The sequence below is a fragment of the Candidatus Polarisedimenticolia bacterium genome, assembly GCA_035764505.1.
Taxonomy (GTDB): domain Bacteria; phylum Acidobacteriota; class Polarisedimenticolia; order Gp22-AA2; family AA152; genus AA152.
The window spans coordinates 1-22,713 of record DASTZC010000182.1 but is presented as its reverse complement, the minus strand read 5'-3'; the positions used below and the strand labels follow the sequence as shown (position 1 = coordinate 22,713).

Annotated in this window: 19 protein-coding genes and 5 tRNA genes; 18 read left to right on the top strand and 6 right to left on the bottom strand. The window is 67.2% G+C overall.

Annotated features, from left to right (window positions below):
* Positions 1 to 5 precede the first annotated feature (5 nt).
* The 5 genes from VFW45_12190 to VFW45_12170 all read left to right on the top strand — a co-directional run bounded on the left by VFW45_12190 (position 6) and on the right by VFW45_12170 (position 5,883).
* Positions 6 to 1,019, top strand: a complete 1,014-nt coding sequence (locus VFW45_12190) for a zinc-dependent alcohol dehydrogenase family protein (GenBank protein ID HEU5181540.1) — start codon at positions 6 to 8, stop codon at positions 1,017 to 1,019.
* Positions 1,020 to 1,063: 44 nt separating this feature from the next.
* A complete protein-coding gene (gene lsrF / locus VFW45_12185) occupies positions 1,064 to 1,855 on the top strand; it encodes a 3-hydroxy-5-phosphonooxypentane-2,4-dione thiolase (GenBank protein HEU5181539.1) in 792 nt (263 codons plus the stop codon).
* On the top strand, positions 1,852 to 2,877 hold the full coding sequence (locus tag VFW45_12180) for a zinc-dependent dehydrogenase (protein ID HEU5181538.1): 1,026 nt from the start codon (positions 1,852 to 1,854) through the stop codon (positions 2,875 to 2,877). The genes lsrF and VFW45_12180 overlap by 4 nt, the downstream gene beginning before the upstream one ends.
* A gap of 15 nt (positions 2,878 to 2,892) precedes the next feature.
* Positions 2,893 to 3,867 (top strand): D-glycerate dehydrogenase, encoded by a 975-nt coding sequence (locus VFW45_12175; GenBank protein HEU5181537.1) that lies wholly within the window; start codon positions 2,893 to 2,895, stop codon positions 3,865 to 3,867.
* A 138-nt stretch (positions 3,868 to 4,005) separates the two neighbouring features.
* The gene (locus VFW45_12170) at positions 4,006 to 5,883 is read left to right on the top strand and encodes a hypothetical protein (protein HEU5181536.1); all 1,878 of its coding nucleotides are present in this window, start codon (positions 4,006 to 4,008) and stop codon (positions 5,881 to 5,883) included.
* A 7-nt stretch (positions 5,884 to 5,890) separates the two neighbouring features.
* On the opposite strand, the gene VFW45_12165 is transcribed toward VFW45_12170, so the two are convergent.
* From VFW45_12165 to VFW45_12145, 5 genes are read right to left on the bottom strand one after another with little or no spacing between them, the layout of a single operon-like run.
* Positions 5,891 to 7,327 (bottom strand): Glu/Leu/Phe/Val dehydrogenase, encoded by a 1,437-nt coding sequence (locus tag VFW45_12165; GenBank protein HEU5181535.1) that lies wholly within the window; start codon positions 7,325 to 7,327, stop codon positions 5,891 to 5,893.
* Between the two features lie 15 nt (positions 7,328 to 7,342).
* Positions 7,343 to 8,893: a bifunctional phosphoribosylaminoimidazolecarboxamide formyltransferase/IMP cyclohydrolase gene (gene purH / locus VFW45_12160; protein HEU5181534.1), complete on the bottom strand. Its 1,551-nt coding sequence runs from the start codon at positions 8,891 to 8,893 to the stop codon at positions 7,343 to 7,345.
* Positions 8,877 to 9,680, bottom strand: coding sequence for a hypothetical protein (locus VFW45_12155; protein ID HEU5181533.1), 804 nt, complete (start codon positions 9,678 to 9,680; stop codon positions 8,877 to 8,879). The genes purH and VFW45_12155 overlap by 17 nt, the downstream gene beginning before the upstream one ends.
* Positions 9,681 to 9,740: 60 nt before the next feature.
* Complete coding sequence (locus VFW45_12150; GenBank protein ID HEU5181532.1) at positions 9,741 to 10,385, bottom strand: tetratricopeptide repeat protein; 645 nt, start codon at positions 10,383 to 10,385, stop codon at positions 9,741 to 9,743.
* The gene (locus VFW45_12145) at positions 10,382 to 10,996 is read right to left on the bottom strand and encodes an MXAN_5187 C-terminal domain-containing protein (GenBank protein ID HEU5181531.1); all 615 of its coding nucleotides are present in this window, start codon (positions 10,994 to 10,996) and stop codon (positions 10,382 to 10,384) included. The genes VFW45_12150 and VFW45_12145 overlap by 4 nt, the downstream gene beginning before the upstream one ends.
* 190 nt (positions 10,997 to 11,186) lie before the next feature.
* Between VFW45_12145 and selA the strand changes: the two genes are divergently transcribed.
* Complete coding sequence (selA, locus tag VFW45_12140; GenBank protein ID HEU5181530.1) at positions 11,187 to 12,602, top strand: L-seryl-tRNA(Sec) selenium transferase; 1,416 nt, start codon at positions 11,187 to 11,189, stop codon at positions 12,600 to 12,602.
* On the opposite strand, the gene ychF is transcribed toward selA, so the two are convergent.
* Positions 12,599 to 13,684, bottom strand: coding sequence for a redox-regulated ATPase YchF (gene ychF, locus VFW45_12135; GenBank protein HEU5181529.1), 1,086 nt, complete (start codon positions 13,682 to 13,684; stop codon positions 12,599 to 12,601). The two genes, selA and ychF, sit on opposite strands and share 4 nt — an antisense overlap.
* A 128-nt stretch (positions 13,685 to 13,812) precedes the next feature.
* Here ychF and VFW45_12130 point away from each other — a divergent pair, with 128 nt between their 5' ends.
* The 12 genes from VFW45_12130 to VFW45_12075 all read left to right on the top strand — a co-directional run bounded on the left by VFW45_12130 (position 13,813) and on the right by VFW45_12075 (position 22,381).
* Positions 13,813 to 14,412, top strand: coding sequence for a YqgE/AlgH family protein (locus VFW45_12130; GenBank protein ID HEU5181528.1), 600 nt, complete (start codon positions 13,813 to 13,815; stop codon positions 14,410 to 14,412).
* Between the two features lie 74 nt (positions 14,413 to 14,486).
* Positions 14,487 to 14,563: transfer RNA gene (locus tag VFW45_12125), tRNA-Pro, on the top strand.
* A gap of 36 nt (positions 14,564 to 14,599) precedes the next feature.
* Positions 14,600 to 14,676, top strand: a tRNA-Arg gene (locus VFW45_12120).
* A 42-nt stretch (positions 14,677 to 14,718) separates the two neighbouring features.
* A complete protein-coding gene (locus VFW45_12115) occupies positions 14,719 to 16,782 on the top strand; it encodes an ABC-F family ATP-binding cassette domain-containing protein (GenBank protein ID HEU5181527.1) in 2,064 nt (687 codons plus the stop codon).
* Between the two features lie 91 nt (positions 16,783 to 16,873).
* Positions 16,874 to 16,950, top strand: a tRNA-Arg gene (locus tag VFW45_12110).
* 26 nt (positions 16,951 to 16,976) lie between these two features.
* A tRNA-His gene (locus VFW45_12105) sits at positions 16,977 to 17,051 on the top strand.
* A gap of 109 nt (positions 17,052 to 17,160) precedes the next feature.
* Positions 17,161 to 17,236, top strand: a tRNA-Lys gene (locus VFW45_12100).
* A gap of 148 nt (positions 17,237 to 17,384) precedes the next feature.
* The gene (locus VFW45_12095) at positions 17,385 to 17,852 is read left to right on the top strand and encodes a M67 family metallopeptidase (GenBank protein HEU5181526.1); all 468 of its coding nucleotides are present in this window, start codon (positions 17,385 to 17,387) and stop codon (positions 17,850 to 17,852) included.
* Positions 17,840 to 19,324: a molybdopterin-synthase adenylyltransferase MoeB gene (moeB, locus tag VFW45_12090; GenBank protein ID HEU5181525.1), complete on the top strand. Its 1,485-nt coding sequence runs from the start codon at positions 17,840 to 17,842 to the stop codon at positions 19,322 to 19,324. Before VFW45_12095 ends, moeB begins: the two co-directional genes overlap by 13 nt.
* Positions 19,324 to 20,259 carry a cysteine synthase family protein gene (locus VFW45_12085; GenBank protein HEU5181524.1) on the top strand — a complete coding sequence of 312 codons (936 nt, stop codon included), beginning with the start codon at positions 19,324 to 19,326 and terminating at the stop codon, positions 20,257 to 20,259. Before moeB ends, VFW45_12085 begins: the two co-directional genes overlap by 1 nt.
* Positions 20,247 to 21,869 (top strand): sulfatase, encoded by a 1,623-nt coding sequence (locus tag VFW45_12080; protein HEU5181523.1) that lies wholly within the window; start codon positions 20,247 to 20,249, stop codon positions 21,867 to 21,869. The genes VFW45_12085 and VFW45_12080 overlap by 13 nt, the downstream gene beginning before the upstream one ends.
* 131 nt (positions 21,870 to 22,000) lie before the next feature.
* Positions 22,001 to 22,381, top strand: coding sequence for a hypothetical protein (locus VFW45_12075; GenBank protein HEU5181522.1), 381 nt, complete (start codon positions 22,001 to 22,003; stop codon positions 22,379 to 22,381).
* Positions 22,382 to 22,713: the final 332 nt, after the last annotated feature.

Sequence of the window (22,713 nt, the reverse complement as noted above, 5' to 3'; positions counted from 1 at the left end):
CCCCGATGCAAGCCTGGATCCTCTCGCAACCCGGCCATCCGCCGCGGCTGGAGGATCGTCCCGAGCCGCACCCCGGCCCCGGTCAGGTCGTCCTGGAAGTAGCCGCCTGCGCCGTCTGCCGCACCGACTTGCACCTCATCGATGCCGAGCTTCCCGATCCGGTGCTGCCGATCGTCCCCGGGCACGAGATTGTCGGGCGCGTCGCGGCGGCGGGGGAGGGGGCCGCCCGCTTTTCCCTCGGCGAGCGGGTCGGCGTCGGCTGGCTGGGGTGGACCTGCGGCGTCTGTTTCTATTGCCGATCCGGAAACGAGAACCTGTGCGAGAGTGCCCGCTTCACCGGCTATCACCTGCCCGGCGGCTATGCCGAGCGCGTCCTCGCCGATGAGCGCTACTGCTTTCGCCTTCCCGAGCGCTACTCCGATGCTCATGCCGCGCCGCTGCTGTGCGCGGGGCTGATCGGCTACCGCGCCCTGCGCCTGTGCGGCGATTCCGGGCGCATCGGGCTGTACGGCTTCGGCGCCTCGGCGCATCTGCTGGCTCAGGTTGCGCGCCATCAGGGCCGCCGCGTCTTCGCTTTCACCCGCCCGGGCGACGTGCAGCGCCAGCGCTTCGCCCGGTCGCTGGGAGCCGAATGGGCCGGAGGCTCGGATCAGGCTCCCCCCGAGCCGCTGGACGCCGCCATCCTCTTCGCCCCCGCGGGAGAGCTGGTCCCGGTGGCCCTGAAAGCGGTGCGCCCCGCGGGCACCGTGGTCTGCGCCGGAATCCATATGAGCGACGTCCCCTCGTTCCCCTACGAGCTGCTGTGGAAAGAACGGGTGCTCCGATCGGTGGCCAACCTGACGCGCGCCGACGGCGAGGCTTTCCTGGAGATCGCCGCCGATTGCGATCTCGAGACGACGGTGACCCTCTATCCGCTGTCGGCCGCCGCCCGGGCGCTGGACGATTTTCGCCGCGGCGCGATCCAGGGGGCCGCCGTTCTGTCGCTCCCTCCGGGGCCCGCGGCAGATCGGCTAGAATGACGGCTCACACGACAGGCTTCTCAAGCCGCTAAGGAGCGCCTCGCATGGACTGGGGAATCCAGAATCGACTCGGCCGAATCCTGAAGCCGGATTCGGGACGCACCGTGATGCTCGCCGTGGATCATGGCTACTTCCTCGGCCCCACCTCGGGGCTGGAAGAGCCTCGCAAGACCCTGGAGCCGCTGCTGCCGCATGCCGACTCCCTCATGCTGACCCGCGGCGTGCTGCGCCGCTGCGTTCCGGCGGAGACGGCGGTGCCGATCGTCCTGCGGGTCTCCGGGGGGACCAGCGTCCTGACAGAGCTCTCCGCCGAGGGGCTGACGGTGGCGATGGAAGATGCCTTGCGGCTCAACGCCAGCGCCGTGACGCTGTCGATCTTCGTCGGGGCGGAAGGGGAGCGGCGCACCCTGCTGAACCTGGCCCGCCTGGTGGATCAGGGAGAGCGCTACGGCATCCCGGTCCTCGCCGTGACGGCGGTGGGCAAGGAGATGACGCGTGACGCGCGCTACCTCGGCCTGGCCTGCCGTATCGCCGCCGAGATCGGGGCCCATTTCGTGAAGACTTACTACTGCGAGGGATTCGAGGAGGTGGTCCGCGGCACCCCGGTGCCCGTGGTGATCGCCGGCGGCAAGAAGGTGCCCGAGCAAGACGCCCTCCATCTGGCCTTCAATGCCGTGCGGGCCGGGGCGCGCGGGGTGGACATGGGGCGCAACATCTTCCAGTCCGATTCCCCCGTCGGGATGATTCGCGCCGTGCGCGCCGTGGTACAGGAGAACGCCTCGGTGGAGCAGGCCTACGCGCTCTACGAGAAATCGCGCGGAAGCCGGCGCGGATGAAGGCGGCCGTCTACTATTCCAACCGCGACCTGCGCCTCGAAGAGCGCCCTGCCCCGCGCCCCGGAGATGGCGAGCTGCTCTTGAAAGTGGAAGCCAGCGGGGTCTGCGGCTCCGACGTGATGGAGTGGTACCGCCTGCCGAAGGCGCCGCTGGTGCTGGGCCACGAAGTCGCGGGAACCGTCGCGGAGGTCGGGGCGGGTGTTGCGTCCTTTCGGACCGGAGACCGGGTCGTCGCCACGCACCATGTTCCCTGCGATGTGTGCCGCTACTGCCTCACCGGCCGGCACAGCGTGTGCGACACGCTGCGCACGACGCACTTCGATCCCGGGGGCTTCGCCGAGCTCATCCGACTGCCGCCCGCCAACGTGGCGCGCGGGACCCTCCGCCTCCCCGAGAGCGTGTCCAGCGACGAAGGAAGCTTCGTCGAGCCGCTCGCATGCGCCGTGCGGGCCCAGAGGATTTCCGGGCTCGCCCCCGGGGACAGCGTGGCGGTGCTCGGCAGCGGCATCTCCGGCATCCTGCACATCCAGCTGGCCCGGGCTCTCGGCGCCGGGCGGATCTTCGCGACCGATCCGGTCCCTTATCGTCTCGAGCAGGCGCGCCGCTTCGGCGCCGACGAGGTGATTCCCGCGACCGAGGACGTCCCGGCGCGCATCCGCCGCGCCAACGGCGGGCGCGGGGCGGAGCAGGTCCTGGTCTGCACCGCGGCGCCGCAGGCCGTCCGGCAGGCATTCGCCAGCGTCGATCGGGGTGGTGCCATTCTCTTCTTCGCCCCGGTCCCTCCCGGCGCCGACCTGCCGGTGCCGCTGCACGATCTCTGGAGCGACGGGATCCGTATCGTCCATTCCTATGCCGGCCCGCCCGCCGACATGCTCACCGCGCTCGAGCTCATCACCCACCGGCGGGTCGACGTCGCCTCCATGGTGACCCACCGGCTGCCGTTGGCACGCGCCCAGGAAGCCTTCGATCTGGTGGCGGGGGCCGGCGAATCCCTCAAGGTGATCCTCGATCCTCGCCTGTGACCCGAGTGATCCTCGATGGCGAAACCGCTCGTCCTGGTGACCCGGAGGATTCCCGAGCCGGCGCTGGCCTACCTGGCCCGCCGCTGCCGGGTGCGGCTGCACGCACCGGACCGCCCCATGACGCGCGCCGAGCTCCGGAGTCAGATCCGCGACGTGGACGGGCTTCTCTGCACCCCGGTGGATCGGATCGACCGCTGGATCCTGCGCGCGGCTCCCAGGCTGCGCGGCATCGCGAACTGCGCCGTGGGAGTCGACAACCTCGACCTCGAGGAAGCGCGGCGACTGGGCCTCCCCGTTTCGAACACTCCCGGAGTCCTCTCCGCCGCCACCGCCGATCTCACCTGGGCGCTCATCCTCGCGGTCCTGCGCCGCGTCGTCGAAGGGGATCGTCTGATTCGCGCCGGAGGCTTTCCCGGATGGAGTCCCACGTTCCATCTGGGCCACTCGCTGCAGGGGAAGACCCTTGGGATCCTCGGAATGGGACGCATCGGGCGGGAGGTAGCGCGCCGCGCCACCGCCTTTTCGATGCAGACGATCTACTGGTCGCGGACGCGCCTGCCGGGCCGCGTCGGCGCGAGCGGCCCGCGCTATCGTCCGCTGCGGCGGCTTCTCGCCGCCTCCGATGTCCTCACCATCCATCTTCCGGGCGGCCCCTCCACGCGCGGGCTCCTGGGAGCGCGCGAGCTCGCCCTCCTCAAGCCCGGCGCGGTGCTCATCAACACGGCGCGCGGCGAGATCGTCGTCGAGTCGGCGCTGGTCGCTGCACTGAGGTCCGGGAAGCTTTTCGGGGCGGGGCTCGACGTCTACCCGCACGAGCCCAGGGTTCCACGTCCCTTGCTGGCCATGCCCAACGTCGTGCTGCTGCCGCACATCGGCAGCGCGACGGTGGAAACCCGGCAGGCCATGGCGATGATGGCCGCCGTCAACCTGGTGGACATGCTCGACGGTCGCAAGCCTCCCAACCCGGTGAGGCTCTCCCCTCGTCGTTGACCCACCCCGGTCCTGAAGCCATTCAGTTTCAGCTACTTAGTCCATGCCAGCCACCTCAGCCCCATGCATTGACTCCGGCCACAAAAAGCATAAATTCAGGCACATAGGCCGAATCTCGGCCGGGGGGCATTGGCGCCGATGTCGGGAACCGCGCTGGCAAATCAGCTCAACCTCAAGGCCACGGCTCTCTACCATTCCGGCGATTACCGCCAGGCGATTCAAATCTGGCAGGAGGCGCTGCAGGCCGATCCCGAGAATCAGCGCGCCAAGGAAGGAATCCGGATGGCCTCGCTCCTGCTGGATGAGGCCTCCTCCTCGCTTGAGGCGGCTCCTGCCGAAGGTCCGTCGGAATCGCCCGAATCCCCGGAGACCATCGCCAAGGTACGCGACGGCATCCAGAGGGTGCGGGAATTCCTCTCCGCCGGCCGGTACCTCGACGCGATGGAGATTTGCCAGTCGCTGCTGCAGCTGGCGCCCCGCTCGGAGGCGGTGCGCGAGGTGCTGGAAGAAGCGCGCGAGGCGTACGAGGCCCAGCCCTTCATCGACGAGCACCTGGAGATTGCGCGTCAGCTGTTCGTCCAAGAGCGCCTCGACGAGGCCTCGGCCGAGCTGCAGAAGATATTCTTCCTGAATTCACGCCACGCCGAGGCGCACAAGCTGAACGCCAAGATCCAGGCGCTGCAGCAGAAGCTCGCCCCGGGTTCATCGACCGCCGAGGCGCCGCCCGAGGGTTTTGAGCCGCAGCCCGGGTCCGAGAGCTTCGATCCATCCCAGACGATGCGCATGGGCACGACGGAGAAGATCGAAGAGGCGCCGGTGCTCGAGGAGCCTACCCCGGAACCGGCGCCAACGCGTGCCGCGGGGTTGGAGGATATCCTCAACGAGGATTGGGAAGCCGAGCTGGCCCAGCTCAACCTGGGTCCCTCCTCCGAGAAACCGGCGGATCCCGGCGAGCGGGAAGCCGAGCCGATTCCGCTGATGGATCTCTCCGAGGACCCTTCGACATCGTTTGCTTCCAAAACGACCGCCGCGAAGCACCAGAAAGACGATGCCCCCGAAAGCCCGGAGCATCCCGATCTTTCGGGCGATCTCGGGAGCATGCCCGCCTCGCCGGTTGTCGCGGGAGAAGCGGTCGAGACTCCCATGCAACGTCAGGCACCGAGAGAAAAGGCGAGGCCGGCCCGTCCCGTTCCCTTGCCGCGCCGAGAGCGGGCGTCTTTGCCGCTCGGCAAGATCTTCTTCGGAATGATCGTCGCGGGGATCGTGGCGGGAGCAGGTTGGTGGTACCTGGGAGCTCGCTCCGCCTCGGAATCGGGGCAGGGGAGCGGCGCGGGTGCTCCTCCGATCCGCCGCGCGCCCATCAGGCCCCAGAAGGCCCCTTCCCAACCGACGACCGAGCCGGCCAACGTCGGGCTCAGCGGCAACAGCAGCCGGGTGGGCAACGGCGCCGCCGCGGCGGGCCAGCCGTCGGGCGCCGAAGTCCCGGCACCCGCGCTGACTGCCGAGCAAACCCAGAAGGAGATCGCTCGCCTGTTCGACACAGGCAGGTCTCACATGGAGCGGGGCGAATACACCGAAGCGGCGGCGTCCTTCTCGAAGGTGCTGGAGCTCGACCCGGCCAACATCGACGCCAAGTCGAATTTCGATCAGGCGGCGAGTCGGGTGCAGGACCAGAAGCGGCTGCAGGAGGATCTGCAGACCGCCAAGGAGTATTTCCTGGAGAAGGACTACGAGAGCGCCTTGCGCAAGTTCTATCGCCTTCCCAAGGACCAGCACCTCGGCGAGATCGACCTGTTCATCCGCAATGCCTGGTACAACTGGGCGGTGATGTCGATGAAGGGGGGAAATTGCCCCGAGGCGCTGCAGCGCCTCGACGAGGCGCTGAACTCAGACGCCCACGACGAGGAGGCTTCCAAGCTGCGTGAAGTCGCCGATCACTACCGCGACCGGCCCAAGGACAAGGTCTTTTACGCCTACGCCGACCGGCTGACCTACCGGACGCTGAACCAGAAGTAGCCCGCCTTCACGGGAACACCCCCAGCTCCATGTAGCTCCTCGCCACCTTGCGGATCGCCACCGCATAGGCGGCGGTGCGGAGGTCCCCCAGCGCAGGATCCGCCAGCAGCTGCTCGCGGATCTCCCGGTAGGCGTTCTGCATCGTTCCTTCCAGGCCCGAGTTCACCAGGTCGACCTCGTCGGCCCCCTGGATCAGATCGCGCCGGCGTGCCTCCTGCAGCGGCAGGTGCGTGGCTTGCTCCAGGACGCTGACCATCTTCTCCCGATAGATCTCGTCCAGACGCTTCTCCATGCGGCCGTAGCGGATGTGCGACAGGTTCTTGGTCCATTCGAAGTACGAGACGGTCACGCCGCCCGCGTTGAGATAGATGTCCGGGATCAGGAGCACTCCCTTGTGGTTCAGCTTCTCGCTGGCCGAGGGGGTGGTCGGACCATTGGCGGCTTCGGCCACCATGCGCGCCTTGATCCGCTCGACATTGTTCAGCGTGATCTGGTTCTCGAGCGCCGCCGGGACCAGGATGTCGCAGTCGACCTCCAGGACTTCGGCGGGGCTTTGCAGGTCCTTCGCCCCCGGGAACCCTTTCATCGACCCGGTCGCCGCTCGGTGCGTCACCAGCTGCCCGACGTCCAGCCCTTCGGGGTGATAGACGCCACCGTCAACCTCGCCCACGCCCACGATCTTGCAGCCGTCTTCTTCGGAGAGGAATTTCGCGACGTGATAGCCCACGTTGCCGAACCCCTGCACCGCGACCCGCTTGCCTTCCAGCGAGCCGGACAGGCCGTGCTTCTTCAAATCCTCGGGATGCTTGAAGGCTTCGCGGATGCCGTACTGGACGCCGCGTCCGGTGGCCTCGCGCCGCCCGCGGATGCCGCCCTGGGTGACCGGCTTGCCGGTGACGCAGGCGAGCGAGTCGATCTGGCCGGGGGTCAGCGCGTCGTAGGTGTCGGCGATCCAGGCCATCTCCTGCTCCCCGGTCCCCAGATCGGGAGCGGGGACGTTGACGCCCGGACCGATGAAGTTCTTGCGCACCAGCTCCACCGTGTAGCGGCGCGTGATGCGCTCCAGCTGCTCTTTGGTGTACTTCTTCGGGTTGAAGGAGATGCCGCCTTTCGATCCGCCGAAGGGCACGTCCACGATGGCGCACTTGTAGGTCATCAGGGCGGCCAGCGCCATGACCTCGTCCTGGGTCACGTGCTCGCTGTAGCGGATGCCTCCCTTCGTCGGCTTGCGGTGCTGCGAGTGCTCGGCGCGCCAACCCTGGAAGATCTCGTAACGGTCGCCGATGCGCACCGGGAACTGGACGTAGTAGACGGCGTTGCAGGCCTTGATCTGCGCCAGCAGCCCCTCGGGGACGCCCAGGTTCGCCGCGGCCTTGTCGAACTCGCGGCAGACGATGTTCCAGAGGTTGAGGTCTTCTCCGTTCCGCTTCACTTCCTTGGTCATGGTCCTTTCCCGTTGTCAGTGTCGGAAATGCCGCTCGCCCGTGAAGATCATCGCCAGGCCGTGCTCGTCCGCGGCCGCGATCACCTCCGGATCGCGCAGCGAGCCTCCCGGCTGCACCACCGCCGCCACGCCCGCCTGTGCGGCCGCGTCGATGCCGTCGCGGAAGGGGAAGAAGGCATCGGACGCCAGGACGCAGCCGGAGAGCGGGGTCAGCGATTTCTGCACCCCCAGCCTGGCCGCGTCGACCCGGCTCATCTGTCCCGCGCCGATGCCCAGTGTGCGGCCGCCGGCCGCGTAAACGATGGCGTTGGACTTGACGTGCTTCGCAATCTTCCAGGCGAACTCCAGGTCCTCCAGCTCCGCGGCAGTGGGAACCCGGCGGGTCACCACCCTTCCTTGCGCCACGCTGGCCGTCTCCCGATCCCACGTCTGGGTCAGCAACCCGCCGCTGACCCGCCGGAGGTCAAGGCCTCCCAGCTCCAGGCGCGAAGCCGAAGCGGCGAGCACTCGCAGCTGCGCCTTCTTCTTGAGAAGAGCGCGCGCCTCCTCCGGGACCGACGGGGCGACGATTGCCTCCAGAAACAAGGCGCCAATCTCCAGGACGGTTTCGACATCGAGCGGGCGGTTGAGCGCCACCACGCCGCCGAAAGCCGACTGTGGGTCGGCGTCGCGGGCCCGGGCGAAGGCCTCGGCGGCGGAGCCGGCCACGGCGGCGCCGCACGGATTATTGTGCTTGATGATCGCCGCGGCCGGCGGGTCGAACTCGCTGACCAGCCGCCAGGCGGAGTCGAGATCCAGCAGGTTGTTGAAGGAGAGCTCCTTCCCCTGAATAGGCTCGGCCCGCGCAATCGATCCGGCGGGGGCGTCGCCTTCCCGGTAGAAGGCCGCTTCCTGGTGCGGGTTCTCGCCATAGCGCAGCCCCGAGACCTTGTGGAAGGAGAGCTGCAGCGTCGCCGGGAAAGGGCCGGGATCTCCGCCTGCGGCCAGGTAGGTTCCGATGGCCCGATCGTACTCGGCGGTGCGCGCGAAGGCTTTCGCGGCCAGCGCGGTCCGCGTCTCCTGCGAGACGCCGCCTTCGCGCAGCTCGGCGAGGATGCGGGGATAGTCCGCCGGATCGACCACCACCGCGACATCGCGGTGGTTCTTGGCGGCGGATCGGATCATCGAAGGGCCGCCAATGTCGATCATCTCGAGGATCTCCTCGCGCGATGCCCCCGGCTTCGCGGCGGTGGCCTCGAAAGGATAGAGGTTCACCGCCAGGAGCTGGATCGGCTCGATGTGCAGCTCCTCGAGCGCCCCGAGGTGGGCGGGGAGATCGCGGCGCGCCAGCAGACCGGCATGGATCTTTGGATGCAGCGTCTTGACCCTGCCATCCAGGATTTCCGGGAAGCCGGTGTGCTGCGAGACTTCCACTACGGGCAGGCCCGCCTCGCGCAGCGCGGCGGCCGTCCCTCCGGTGGACAGCAGCGTGAAACCATGCTCCCTCAGGCCGTGCGCCAGGTCGATCAGTCCCGTCTTGTCGTGAACGCTCAGCAGGGCGAGCCTGCGCTCAGCGGGCGGCGGCATCTTTGGCTCCCTTCGAGCTCTTTTTCCTGGTCTTTCCGTTGGTGGAGCCGCTTTCGAAGGGAAAGGGCTGTCCGCTGACATCGCCCCCCGCCCGCAGCCACAGGTGGGTCCACAACCGGGCGATATCGTTCACCGCCTGGGAGTAACTCAACGAGGCCACGCCGAACGGCAGCGATTTTTCGTCGAAGGCCGCTGCGGAGATGCGCTTGCCGCCCGGCGTATAGGCCGAGCGGACATGTGTCACCAGAGAGGAGGATCGCCGCGCCGCATCCAGGCCGAACTCCTCCAGGCGATCCTTGGCAAGAGATTCTCTGGGCTTTTCGTCCAGCACCACCGGGAAGCGCGCCATTTTCGACTCGGCGTAGACGGCGTAGTCGTTGTAGAACAACGGATCCCCCACGCCCCCGGCGGCGCAATTCAAGGGGAAATTTACGTCCGCCGTGAAGTGGGCCGCCGTGCCCAGGGCGTAAATGGCCAGCCTCAAGCGTCCCGGCTGACCGATGATCGTCACCGCCTGATCGGCGTGCCGGGCGATGCTGGAGGCGGCGCCGCCGTAGGTTCCCGGCAGGTGCTGCCGGTGCTCCTCTCCCGACTCCCCGGCCAACGGGTCCATCATCCCGTGGATGAGATCGGACCGGTACCTTTGCAGCAAGGTGGCCAGCGAGGGAGGACACATTCTAATTGCATCGTCCACCATGTGCTGGCGGGTCGGTCCCGTCCAGGCGCCGGCGGGAGGCGCCAGCGCTCCGGCGAGGAGCACGAAACCTGCCACCCTGCCGAGACGCATCGCGGTTCCTGGAGAATGGGGGAAAGAAGTTCGGGAGCCGACGGCGGCCGTAAGGCCGGTTTACTTCGCCGGATTGTCCGGGTAAGCCGGTTCGAGAGGAAGCGCCAGGCTGCCCGCCGATTCCACGTAATTGTGCAACAGCACGACGAAAAGAAGCTTGTTCGCGACCACCTGAGGGTTACGCTTGCTGTCGGTCAGCCCCGGGTCGTACTTGAACGCCTTTCCGTAGCTGTCCACCGCCTCCTCGAAATATCCCTGCCGGTGGTAGATCGTCCCGATGTTGTAATAGGCCAGCCCATAGTGAGGGTCGACCTTCAACGCTTTCCGGTAGGCCTCCAGCGCCTCGTTGGGCTTGCCCATGGCGCGGTAGACCGAGCCGAGGTTGTTCAGGGCCGATTTCGATTCGGGATAGATGCGCAGGACTTCCTTGTACTGCTCGGCCGCCTCGCGCAGGCGCCGATTCATGGCGTAGGCATTGCCCAGGGCCAGATGAAGGGTGACATCCTCGGGGGCCGCAGCGACCGCTCCCTGCCAGTAGTCGACATCGGAGAGGCGCTCTTTGGGGACGGTCACGATCGAAGTGTCATCCAGGGAGCCTGGGGCGGTGGCGTGCGGCTCTTGCTGCGCCGCGCGCGCCGGAGGGCCGATCGGACAAACCGCCAAGGCCGCCGCCAGGGCGATGACATGGCAAAGCTTGCGGCTCAAGAGACTTCGTCCTCCTCTTTGTGGGGTTTCGCCTTCAGCGCAACCTTATTGTTTTCCAAGTATAGGCGAAAGTCCACGCGCTCACAAGACGACTTCCTGCGGATGATCTCGATATGTTTCTCGATCTCGGTGCGGAACTTTTCGAAGCTCGGGGCCTTGCCTTCGCCTTGCCGGGCTTCCAGAAAGGAGCGGTAGAAGGTCTTCAGCTCTCCTTCGGCGTCCCGGGCGCTGGAGATTGCGGCGCGGGCCACCAGCCGGCGCTCCGCGGGGTCCCGCCGGCCGGGTGCCGGTGCGGTGGGAGGCTGGGGTGCAGGGGAGGAGCCCTGCCGCCGCCGGGCGACGGCAGGGATGCGGGTCCCTTCTTCGCGCGCCTGTATCCTCTTGTTCCAGAGCTCGGTGAAGATGTTCCATCGGTTCAGCAGGGTGTTGTACATGAAGCGCTGCGACAGCTTCATGTCGCGCGTGCTTCCCATCCGCTTGATGTCGCGGTCGAGATCATCGCGCGGATCGAGGGGCGGCTTGGGAAGTCCCCCCGCGAAAAAAAGATCGAACTGAATCCTGAGCTGGATGACCCGCTTTTCCAGCCTTGCGATTTCCTCTTCGAGTGTCATGACGGCCCGGCTCCATGTGCTATGCTCTTGCGGTGAAAGAGGATGCCCGGATCACCACGCAGAATATAGGTCCCCCCGTTCCTCCCTTCAACACCAGGAGAAAAGCCTTGGTGCCCCCCGGATCGCATCCCGCTAAGGCGCTGCAACCCATGGAGTTGGGTTTCGGGAACCTCTACCGAGGAGGCGGGAATTGAGCGATCGATCGCTCCAGGAGCGCCTCAAAGAGGTCCCTAAAGTGGACGTGCTGCTCCGGCTCCCGGAAGTTGAGGAAGCCAGCGTCCGCCACGGGCGGGAGCGGGTCGCGGCGGCGCTGCGCGGCCTGGTCGACGAGCTGCGCCAGGCGCTCTCCAGGGGCGCGGCCAGGGGGGCGGAGCGGGCAGAGTGGCTGCAGCGGCTCCCTCGCCGACTCCTCGACAGGCTCGACTCCGATCTCGAATCCTCCCTGCGCGGCGTGATCAACGCGACCGGGGTGATCGTGCATACCAACCTGGGGCGCTCGCCTCTCTCCGAGGCCGCCCTTTCCCGGGTCGCCGCCGTGGGGAGGGAGTACACGACGCTGGAATATGACCTCGAGAAAGGGGCCCGCGGGTCCCGATCGGTGCATGCCCAAAGGCTCTTGTCCGTCCTCTTTCCCGGCTATCGGGCCCACGTCGTCAACAACAACGCCGCGGCGGTGCTGCTGGCGTTGAACACCTTCGCCGAGGACAAGGAGGTCATCGTGTCGCGCGGCGAGCTGGTGGAGATTGGGGGAAGCTTCCGCATCCCCGACGTCATGCGCAAGGGCCAGGCGATCCTGCGCGAGGTCGGGACGACGAACCGGACACGCATCGCCGACTATGAAAAGGCGATCGGGCCGCGCACCGGGCTCCTCCTCAAAGTCCACACGAGCAATTACCGCATCGTCGGCTTCACGCATCAGGCCTCGCTGCAGGAGCTGGTGGCGCTCGGGAAAAAGCGGGACATCCCCGTCATGGTGGACCAGGGCGGCGGCAACCTGCTGGATGTCGCCGCGGTGGGCATCAAGGGAGAGGAAGCGGTGTCGCAGATCCTTTCAGAAGGAGCCGATCTGGTCAGCTTCAGCGCCGACAAGCTCCTGGGAGGGCCGCAGGCCGGAATCCTGATCGGCAGCGAGGTGATGGTGCGCCGCCTGCGCGACAACCCGCTGAGCCGGGCGCTGCGCGCCGACAAGTTGACCTACGCGGCCCTCGAGGCGACGCTGCAGGCCTACGTCACCGGTCGCGCCTGGAGCGAGGTCCCGGTCCTGCGGATGATTGCCGAGAGCGCCGGGCGCCTGCAGGAGCGATGCGGGGCGCTGGCGGATGCGATCGCCACGGCGAGCGGGGGGGCGGTCACGGCACGGCTGCTGCCGGGATCTTCGGTGGTGGGGGGAGGAGCGGCGCCCTTGGAAGAGCTGCCCACCTGGCTGCTGGCCGTCTCCTGTGCGGGACGATCGGCCGCCGAGCTGGAGCGCTTGCTGCGCGCCGGCACTCCCGCGGTGGTGGGCCGCATCCAGGACGGCGCCCTGGTGCTGGATCTGCGCACCGTGTTCCCGCAGCAGGAAGATGCCCTGGTGCGCGCCGTGGCGGCACTCGCGAGCAAAGATTAGACGTTGAACTTGAAATTGATGATGTCGCCGTCCGCGACCTTGTACTCTTTCCCTTCCTGGCGCAGCCAGCCCTTGTCGCGCGCCGCGGCCAGCGTTCCCGCCTCCATCAGGCGATCGTAGGCAATCACCTCGGCGCGGATGAAGCCGCGCTCGATGTCGGAGTGGATTGTCCCCGCGGCACGCTGGGCGGGGCAGGACCGCGGAATCGACCAGGCCTTCACCTCGTCCTCGCCCGTGGTGAAGAAAACCGACAGCCCCAGAAGTTCGTGCGAGGCCCTCAGAATTCGATCCAGGCAGGGCTCCTCCAGGCCCAGGTCTTTCATGAAGGCCAGCGCATCGTCGGAGGAGAGGCGGGCAATCTCCATCTCGATGCGCGCCGAGACGGCGCACAGCGCCACTTTTGGCCTGGCCCCGAATTCCTCCAGCTCGAAGTGGGGGCGGAACGAGCCGATGCGCCCCGCGTCTTCCTCCCCCATGTTGACGATGCCCAGCAGCGGCTTGGCCGTCAGGAAGGCGAAGCCGCGCAGCCGCTTCTCATCCTCGGGAGAGATTTCCAGGCTGCGAATCGGCGTCTCGCGCTCCAGCGCCTCGAGGCAGCGCGACAGCACGGCCAGCTCCTTCTCGTCCTCCGCGTTCTTCAGCTTCTTCAACCCCAGCCGAAGCTTCTCCACGCGCCGGGAGGCGACCTCCAGGTCGGAGAGCAGGAACTCCGTTTCCATGGTTTCCAGATCCCGCCTGGGATCCAGGCTGCCCTCCGGATGCGGAATCTCATCATCCGTGAAGGCCCGCACGACATGCGCGATCGCGTCCACGTTGCGCATTTCCTTCAGGAACAGCGCGTCTTTCGCCTCTCCTTTCGCCAGCCCCTGGATGTCCAGGTAATCGACCTGCGCCGGCGTCAGCTTGCGGGGCTTGAAGAGGGCCGCCAGCCGATCCAGCCGCGCATCGGGCACCTTGGCCACGCCCAGATGCGGCTCCGCTTTCCCTGTGGAGAACTTCTCCACCGCCAGCTCGGAGCCGGTGAGGATGTTGAACAGGGTGGTCTTCCCGACCTTGGGGAAGCCCAGGAGGCCGATCTTCACGATTCCTCCGATGCTGTAGCGGGGAAGCCGCGGGTGGAAAAGGCATTCTAGGGGGCGGGATCCTACCTGTCAATGGCGCTTGCGCCGTCGATATGGACTTTGGGCTCCGATGCGTTAGGATTGCGGACATGCCCGACGAGCATGCCCGATTGGAGCCCCCGGTTTTTCTCCTGGCCACGCCACAAGTGGTCGATCCCTTTTTCCACAAGAGCGTCATTCTCCTGGTGAGCCACGAAGACAGCGGCAGCGCCGGGTTCATCGTGAACCGCGTGACCGAGAGCCGGGTGGCCGAGGTGCTGCGGACCATGGGGATCACCTGGGCAGGGGGCGGGGAGGATCGCGTCTTCTTCGGCGGTCCGGTCCAGCCGCACCTGGGGACCGTCATCTTCGACTCGCAGGAGGCCGCGCTGCCGCTGGCGGAAGGGGAATCGCAGCCGCCGCCCGCCTTTCAGGGCGTCCGCCTCAGCCGCGATGTCACGAGCCTTTCCGAGATCGCCAAGGGGCCCCCGGCGTCCTTCCGCCTGCTGCTGGGCTATGCCGGTTGGAGCGCCGGTCAGCTGGTCGACGAGATCCTGCGCAACGACTGGCTCATCGCTCCTCTGAACAAGGCCGTCCTCTTCAGCAGCTCGCCCCAGGAAGCCTGGGAGTCGGCGGTGCGCGGCGTCGGATTGAACCCGTCGGACCTCGGCGCCTGGGTTTCCCCATCCGGCCAGGGGCAGGTCAACTGACGCAAGGCGGACCGGGCGCATTGACGCCGGGTTTCCTGCTGCGCAATAATCCGATGCTTCCGGAAGTGGATTCGCGGGGTGTGGCGCAGCCTGGTAGCGCACCTGCTTTGGGAGCAGGGGGTCGGAGGTTCGAATCCTCTCGCCCCGACCAAGCTTTCCGTCCTCCCGGCCTCGCCGGGATTCAAGCGCGCCTGTAGCTCAGCTGGATAGAGCACCAGCCTCCGGAGCTGGGGGTCGGAGGTTCGAATCCTCTCGGGCGCGCCATTTTTCCTCCTTCCCGGATTTCCCATCCGCTGAAACGAGCCGATGATTCGCCTGTCGCGCGTCTCTCGAAACTACGGCGTCCACGAAGTGCTGCGCCAAGTGGAATGGCTGATCCCGCCGGATGGCCGCGTCGGGCTGGTGGGTCCCAACGGCGCCGGCAAGACGACGCTGCTGCGCCTCATCGCCGGCTTCGAGGAGCCCGACGCCGGCAGTGTCGACATCGTCCGCGGCACCAGCCTCGGCTACCTTCCCCAGGAAGGAGCGCGCCTCCCGGAAGGGACTCTGCTGGAGGCCATGCTCGAGCCGTTCCGCGAGGTCTACGACCTGGAGCGCGAGCTCGAACGACTGCACCTTGAGATGTCCACCGCGACGGGGGAGCGCCTCGATTCGCTGACGCGCCAGTCGGGTGAGGTGCAGCACCGCTTCGAGGCGGCCGGCGGCTTCGACCTGGAGATCCGGGCCAAGATCATCCTGGGAGGATTGGGCTTCGCGCCGCAGGACCATGCCCGGCCTCTGAAGGAGTTCTCCGGAGGCTACCGCATGCGCGCCGCGCTGGGCGCCCTGCTGCTGCGCCGTCCCGACTGTCTGCTGCTGGACGAGCCGACCAACCACCTCGATCTCGAAGCGGTCGCCTGGCTCGAAGCCTTTCTGGCCGACGCCCCGTCGGCGCTGGTGATCGTGTCGCACGATCGCACCTTCCTCAACCGTCTGGCGACGTCGATCGCCGAGGTGGAGAACGGCAAGGTGAGGGTGTGGGCCGGAAACTACGACCGCTTCCGCAAGGCTAAGGACGAGGCGCGCGACATCGCGCGCAAGAAGGCGGCCCAGGAGGCGCACCGGGTGGAGGAGATCGAGCGCTTCGTGGAGCGCTTCCGCTACAAGGCCACCAAGGCCCGGCAGGTGCAAAGCCGCATCAAGATGCTGGAGAAGATGGAGCACACCGAGCTGATGGCGGAGGAGCTCTCCTGGAATTTCAGCTTTCCCGCCGTGGCGCGCTCCGCGCAGCGCGTGGCGCTGCTGCGCGATATCGACAAGTCCTACGGGAGCCGGCGCGTGCTCGCCGGCGCGAGCCTGGAGATCTTCCGGGGAGATCGCGTCGCGCTGGTGGGTCCCAACGGCTGTGGCAAGAGCACCCTGCTTCAGATCCTGGCGGGGCGCGTAACGCCCGAGGCGGGCCAGGTCGAGCTGGGGGAGAAGGTGGTCCTGCACTACTTCGCGCAGCATGTTCTGGAGACGCTCACAGCGGGCAGGACCGTGCTGGAGGAGATGCAGGCCTGGGCGCCCGGCATGGGGGCGCAGAGGCTGCGCTCGCTGCTCGGCATCTTCCAGTTCTCGGGGGAGGACGTGTTCAAGCGCGTCGAGGTCCTGAGCGGGGGCGAGAAGAACCGGCTGGCCCTGGCGCGCCTGACGCTCGATCCCGGCAATTTCCTGCTTCTCGACGAGCCGACCAACCACCTCGACCTGCCGACGCGCGAAGCCCTGGAGGACGCGCTGGCGGGATTTACCGGCACGCTCCTGTTCGTCTCCCACGACCGCTACTTCATCAACAAGGTGGCGACGAAGGTCGTGGCCTTCGACCAGGGAAAGCTTCTCTCCTTCCGGGGCGGATACGACGACTACCTTGGCGCGTTGAAGACGGGAGCCACGGCCGCTCCCGGAAGCGGCAGCGCGTCGAATGCCGGGAAGAACGCGCGTGCCCTCGCGGGAAGCGCGACGGTATCCTCCGTATCACCCGGTGCGGGAGGGACCGGCGCCGCTCCGACGGTTCCAGAGGCGCGCGCGGACCGCGGGAGCCCGAGCGAAAGTCGCGTTCGCCCGAGCCGTGAAGACCGGCGCGCCCAGGCGGAGGCCCGCAACCGCCGGGGCCGCGAGCTGCGCCGGGCGCAGGAGCGCATCCGCTCCCTCGAGGCCAAGATCATGCCCCACGAGACCCGCCTCAAGGAGATCGGAGAGGCGCTCGCCTCGGGAGAAACCTACCGGGAGCCGGGGCTGGCGCGCAGCCTGGGCGAGGAGAAGAAGAGCCTCGAGATCGAGCTGGCGCATCTCTACGATGAATGGGAAGAGGCGACTTCCGATCTGCAGCGCGAAGAGTCGGGTCGCGCCTGAGGAGCCCGGGCCCGTCGTTGCGGGCCGGGAGCGGGGTCTGCTACAGTTCGGCTTCTTTCAGCGCGCCGGAACGGATTACAATACGCCTCACGCGCCTGTAGCTCAGTTGGATAGAGCGGCGGCCTTCTAAGCCGTAGGCCGGGGGTTCGAATCCCTCCAGGCGCACCACGTTACTCCGTCGGGCACCGAGTGTGGTGGGTGTAGCTCAATGGCAGAGCACCTGACTGTGGATCAGGGGGTTGAGGGTTCGAAACCCTCCACTCACCCCAACCTTTTCCCGACCCCCGGAAATCTTGACGCCTCACGCGCCCACGTATAGAATGCGCGCCTTTCCATGCAGAGGAGAAGCGATCGGCGTCGTGATCGCGACTTCACCCTGGGCCGTTAGCTCAGTTGGTAGAGCAGCTGACTCTTAATCAGCGGGTCGGAGGTTCGAGTCCTCCACGGCTCACCAGGAATCGTCAGGAAGGGCAGGCCGATTTCGGCCTGCCCTTTGTTTTAGGCGCACTGAGGGCGCGGGCGGAAGGCCCGATCCCGTGTGCTATACTTTTTTTGGTCCCAATCCCACTCATGATCGATTGCAGCGGAGGCTCGCGGGCGACGTGTTGATCCTGGATGCGGCGACCGAGCGGGCCCTCGAGGCCCACGCCCGATCGGGCTATCCGCACGAAGTCTGCGGCCTTCTGGTGGGGCGCATCGAGGCGCCCGGCGCGCGCCGGGTCATGGAAGCGAAGCAGGCGGCCAACCTGAACCGCGAGCGGGCGGCGGACCGCTACGATCTCGATCCTGCCGATTATCTGCGCATCGAGAACGAGGCCCGCGCGCGACGGCTCGAGGTGCTGGGGGTGTACCACTCGCATCCCGATCACCCTTCGCGTCCCTCGGAGACCGATCGCCAGCGGGCCGAGGAGATCTGGCAGGAAGCGGAGAGCTGGTCCTACCTGATCCTCGAGGTGGCCGCCGGCGTGGTGGCCTCGCGCCGATCCTGGGTGCTGCGGGGGAGGGTGTTTCAGGAAGAGGAGATACGCGTCGAGACTTCGAGCGCGGAGCGCCAGACATGCCTGTCGTAATCGTCAGGATTCCCGCGCCGCTGCGCTCCCTGTCGGGAGGCAGGGACCAGGTGCCGTCGGCGGGGAGCACCGCCCGCGAAGTCCTGGAAGATCTGGAGGCGCAGTGCGCCGGCATCGGCGCGCGCCTGCGCGACGAGAAGGGAGACTTGCGCCGGTTCGTGAACCTCTATCTGAACGAGGACGATCTGCGACATCTCGAAGGCCTCGAGACGAAGGTGAAGGAAGGGGACGTGCTGTCGATCGTCCCGGCCGTCGCCGGCGGCGCGGGCAAGCAGGGGCCTTCGGCGGATGCCGCGTTGCCGACCACGGCCAAGGACCTGCTGCGCGATCTGCGCGCCCGCATCAAGGAAGAGACGCCTTCCCAGGTGAAGGAGCGGCTGGCGGGGCCTAATCCACCTTTCCTGCTGGACGTGCGGGAAAAAGACGAAGTGGATCAGGGGCACCTGCCCGGGGCAGTGCACCTGCCGCGCGGCTTCCTGGAGCTGCGCATCGAGGGGCTCCAGCCGGACCGCAGCACTCCGGTGGTCGCCTACTGCGCGGCGGGGAATCGCTCGCTCCTGGCGGCGGAAGGGTTACAGCGGCTGGGATACGACAACGTCGTCTCGATGGCGGGCGGCTTCACTCGGTGGCGCAACGAGGGGAATCCGGTCGAGGTGCCGCGCGTCCTCTCGGAGGCGGACCGGCGCCGCTACAGCCGCCATCTGATGATCCCGGAGGTTGGGGAAGCGGGGCAGATCAAGCTGCTGCAGTCCCGGGTTCTCCTTGTGGGGGCCGGCGGGCTCGGCAGCCCGGCCGGCTACTATCTCGCCGCCGCCGGCGTCGGGACGCTCGGGATCGTCGATTTCGACGTCGTCGACGAGAGCAACCTGCAGCGGCAGATTCTGCACGCGGCGGATCGGGTCGGCATGCCCAAGACCGAATCGGCCCGCCGCACCTTGTCGGGCTTGAATCCAGCCATCAAAGTCGTCCCGATGGAGGCGCGGCTGAGCAGCGCCAACGTCGAGTCGATCTTCAAGGACTACGACATCATTGTGGACGGCAGTGACAATTTTCCGACCCGCTATCTGGTCAACGACGCCTGCGTCCTGATGAAGAAGCCTAACGTGCACGGCAGCGTCTATCGCTTCGAAGGCCAGGTCACGGTGTTCGATCCGCCGCGCGGGCCCTGCTACCGCTGCCTCTATCCGGAGCCGCCGCCGGCCGAGCTGGCCCCGTCGTGCGCCGATGCCGGCGTGCTCGGAGTGCTGCCCGGAGTCGTCGGGCTGCTGGAGGCGGTGGAGACCGTGAAGCTGATCCTGGGAGCCGGCGACACGCTGGTGGGTCGCCTGCTGCATTACGACGCGCTCAAGGCGGAGTTCCGCATGCTGAAGCTGCGCCGCGATCCGGCCTGCCGCTACTGCGGCGACGGCGCCGTCTTCCCCGGCTTCGTCGATTACGAGCAGTTCTGCGCCGACGCAGCCCGCCAGGCCTGATGTCCTGGCTGGAAAGCTCGCCTCGCTACCGCCCCTTCCTCGAGCGCTTTCCCGTCCTGCGCCTGATCGGCGGCACCCGGCTGTTTCCCATCCCCGGAACGACGGACGGCGGCGCGCAGATCCTGGCCAAGGCGGAATGGTCGAATCCCGGCGGATCGGTGAAGGATCGCCCGGTGGCGCAGATGCTGCTCGAGGCGTCGATCGCGGGGGAGCTGACGCCGGGCCGGCGGATTCTCGATTCATCCAGCGGCAACGCCGGCATCGCCTACGCCATGATCGGCGCGATGATGGGCGTGCCGGTGACGCTGGTGGTCCCCGGAAACGCCTCGGCCGAGCGCAAGGAGCGCATCCTGGCGCACGGGGCACAGCTGCGGCAGACCGATCCGCTGGAAGGGTACGACGCCGCCTTGCGCGAAGCGCATCGCCTGGCCACGAGCGATCCGGCGCTTTACTTCATGCCCGATCAATATGCCAACCGACACAACTGGATGGCCCATTACGACGGCACGGCGTCGGAGATCCTCGAGCAGACCGCGGGACGGCTGACTCATCTCGTCGCCGGAATCGGCACGGGGGGGACGCTCACGGGTGTGGGGCGGCGACTGAAGGAGCACGATGCGCGCCTCCGGGTCGTCTGCGTCGTCCCGGAGGCCTTTCCCGGCATCGAAGGCCTCAAGCCGCTGGAAAGCCCGCAGGATATCGTGCCGGAGATCCTGGACGCGAGCCTGATCGACGAGAGGATTCGGGTCTCGACCGATGAGGCAGCATCCGCCTGCCTGGATCTGGCCCGGGCCGGGCTGTTCGTGGGACAATCTTCGGGAGCCTACTTTCACGCGGCGCGTCAAGTGGCGCGCCGCGAGCCGGGCGCCCGCATCGTGACCATCTTCTCGGATCTCGGGGAACGCTACTTCAGCACGAGGTTATGGCGGCCTTGATCGAGCGTCTCAAGCGAGCACTTCCTGGCGTGGCCGCCTCACTTCTGCTCCTGGGGTCCTCCTTCCAGGCGGAGGGGCAGAATCCTCCCCAGGAGCCTCCGCCCGCCACCACTGAAAAACAGCCGCCTGCGAAGCCGCCTGACGATGCGGAAAAAACGGTGCGGCGCAACGTCTTTCTCTACGTAATCGACGGCCTCGGAGCGACCGAAGTGACCGCCTACGGCTATCCGATCATGACCACGCCCAACCTCGTGAGCATGATGGAGGAGGGGATTACCTACACGAACCACTACTCGGTGTCTCCCTGGACCGCTCCCGCCGTGGCTTCGCTGTTCACCGCGCTCTTTCCCTCGGCGCATGGCGTGAATCGCGCGGGGGAGCGGCTTCCCGCGGCCGCGCGTACCTTCGCCGAGGTCCTCAAGGAAAACGGCTACAAGACGGCGCTCTTCTCGGCGCACCCGCTGGTGGGGCCGCTGAGCGGGTTGCAGCAGGGCTTCGATTGGGTGGAAGAGGTCCCCGGGCCGTTCTATCCGAAGGCGTCACGGGGTCCTGCCGAAAGCTCCTCGGTCCTCAACGCGCGCGTCAAGCAATGGCTCGACGCCTCGGGAGGATCGGCGCCGGTCTTCGTGACCGTCATTTCCGCCGATCCGCTGCAACCCTTCGGGGTGCCGGATCCGGCCGGCGGGAGATTCATCGATGCGAAGGAGCTCGAATGGTATCGCGGAATCCGCAAGCGGCTGCTGGAGCGCCGCCCCGGGCCGTTGTCGCTGGCCACCCTGGATGACCTCAAGTACCTGAAGGCCGACCCATCCCGCTTCGCGGCGGCGGCGCGGAAGGTCTACGACGCCGCCATCTTCCACAACGATGCCCAGATGCGCGCCCTGCGCGACGATCTCCAGCAGCGCGGCTGGCTCGGAAGCAGCCTCTTCGTGGCGACCGCAACCCACGGCCAGGAGCTGCTGGAGCACGGCGCTTTCGGCCACGGCAGCTCGCTGTACGACGTCGGGATCAAGGTCCCCCTGGTCCTGACCTGCCCCGAGCTCTTCGCGCGGGTGAATCAGGTGCGCGACATGGCCGACAACGTCGACCTGATGCCGACCCTGCTGTCGCTCCTCGGTCTGCCGGTCCCCGAAGGCGTGCAGGGGATCGTGCGCAATCTTTCCCCCGCCCCCGACAAGGTCATGCCCCTGCAGCGGCCCGCCTTCGCGGAAGCGCGTCCTGCCGGCGAGCTCGACACCGGAACGATGGTCATGGTTGCGGAGGAGGGGGTCAAGTTCATTGAGAACAGCCAAGCCCCCGCAGGCCTCGACCGTTCCGCGGTCGAGCTGTACCGCAGGAAGGAAGGTCCGCAGGACTGGGATCGCAAGAACGTGGCGGGCGGCATGCCGCGCGTCATGGCCCACGAGCGGGAGGTCCTCGCCCTTTGGAAGGAGCGCACCAACGATAAGCGCCTGCCCGCCGACCCCGGTCCCGTCCCCGCGGATCCCCGACTCAAGGAGGTGTTGCGCTCGCTCGGCTACCTGCAGGGTTCAGGATCGGCCGTCACTCCCTCGTCCGCCGGCAAGCAGCCGGCCGGCGCCAAGGCGGCGCCCTCCGCGGAACATCCCTGACGCGGTGCCGTCCCGGCCAGGCTTCAATCGGTACTCCGGGCTGGAGTCCCATGGCCAGCCGGGCACCAAGGGTGGACGGTTTGTGGAAGTCTTACTTCTCAGAAATGAGGGTTTCGATGGAGAAAAATCAGATGTCCAAATGGTCATGCATGGCGACACTCGTAGCTCTGACGCTTTCAATCCCGACCAGTCTCTCGGCACACGATGCGCACGCGCACGCGGAGGCGCCCGACATCACGGTGAAAGGGGAGATTCTGGATCTGGCCTGCTACATCGGTCATGGCGCCAAGGGATCGGAGCATCAGCAATGCGCCCTGAAGTGCGCGCAGATGGGCCAGCCGCTCGGCCTTCTCACCACCGACGGGAAGCTCTACCTCCTGACCGCGGATCACCAGGACCCGACCGCCTTCCGCAAGGCGAAGCAGCTGGCGGGAGATCAGGTGGAGATGACCGGCGCGCCGGCCGAGCGCGATGGCGTCACCGCCCTGACTGTGCATGCCGTGAAGAAGTAACCGGCTCCAGCCGTCCCAAAGGATCCCGATCTCATGTAAGTGCTGCGCTGCCTTGCAGGTGGGGCACGGCATCGACCCGCTCCCCGGCCTCTTACTCGGCAAGCCGCCAGCCCGCGACAAAGCCGCGCCACCTGTCGACCCCTGGACGCGGAGTCACCGCCCGCCCCCAGACCATTCCATCGATCGAACCTTTTCCAAACCCGTATCGACTAATGGCTAGGCCAGAGCGCTTGGGAATCGATCTATAATCCAGTCGCCCCCCTGAAAGGACGTCGCCGATGAGAAGGTTCGGTCTCCTCGCCGCGACCCTGCTTCTCCTGCTTCCCGGGATC

Excerpts from the sequence above, each read along its gene's own strand:
- VFW45_12180 (HEU5181538.1), top strand. The coding sequence starts at position 1,852 with ATGAAGGCGGCCGTCTACTATTCCAACCGCGACCTGCGCCTCGAAGAG.
- moeB (HEU5181525.1), top strand. The coding sequence starts at position 17,840 with ATGCCTGTCGTAATCGTCAGGATTCCCGCGCCGCTGCGCTCCCTGTCG.
- purH (HEU5181534.1), bottom strand. The coding sequence starts at position 8,893 with ATGCCGCCGCCCGCTGAGCGCAGGCTCGCCCTGCTGAGCGTTCACGAC.
- VFW45_12190 (HEU5181540.1), top strand. The coding sequence starts at position 6 with ATGCAAGCCTGGATCCTCTCGCAACCCGGCCATCCGCCGCGGCTGGAG.
- VFW45_12115 (HEU5181527.1), top strand. The coding sequence starts at position 14,719 with ATGATTCGCCTGTCGCGCGTCTCTCGAAACTACGGCGTCCACGAAGTG.
- lsrF (HEU5181539.1), top strand. The coding sequence starts at position 1,064 with ATGGACTGGGGAATCCAGAATCGACTCGGCCGAATCCTGAAGCCGGAT.
- VFW45_12165 (HEU5181535.1), bottom strand. The coding sequence starts at position 7,327 with ATGACCAAGGAAGTGAAGCGGAACGGAGAAGACCTCAACCTCTGGAAC.
- VFW45_12085 (HEU5181524.1), top strand. The coding sequence starts at position 19,324 with ATGTCCTGGCTGGAAAGCTCGCCTCGCTACCGCCCCTTCCTCGAGCGC.
- VFW45_12075 (HEU5181522.1), top strand. The coding sequence starts at position 22,001 with ATGTCCAAATGGTCATGCATGGCGACACTCGTAGCTCTGACGCTTTCA.
- VFW45_12175 (HEU5181537.1), top strand. The coding sequence starts at position 2,893 with ATGGCGAAACCGCTCGTCCTGGTGACCCGGAGGATTCCCGAGCCGGCG.
- VFW45_12145 (HEU5181531.1), bottom strand. The coding sequence starts at position 10,996 with ATGACACTCGAAGAGGAAATCGCAAGGCTGGAAAAGCGGGTCATCCAG.
- VFW45_12080 (HEU5181523.1), top strand. The coding sequence starts at position 20,247 with ATGGCGGCCTTGATCGAGCGTCTCAAGCGAGCACTTCCTGGCGTGGCC.
- VFW45_12170 (HEU5181536.1), top strand. The coding sequence starts at position 4,006 with ATGTCGGGAACCGCGCTGGCAAATCAGCTCAACCTCAAGGCCACGGCT.
- VFW45_12130 (HEU5181528.1), top strand. The coding sequence starts at position 13,813 with ATGCCCGACGAGCATGCCCGATTGGAGCCCCCGGTTTTTCTCCTGGCC.
- VFW45_12155 (HEU5181533.1), bottom strand. The coding sequence starts at position 9,680 with ATGCGTCTCGGCAGGGTGGCAGGTTTCGTGCTCCTCGCCGGAGCGCTG.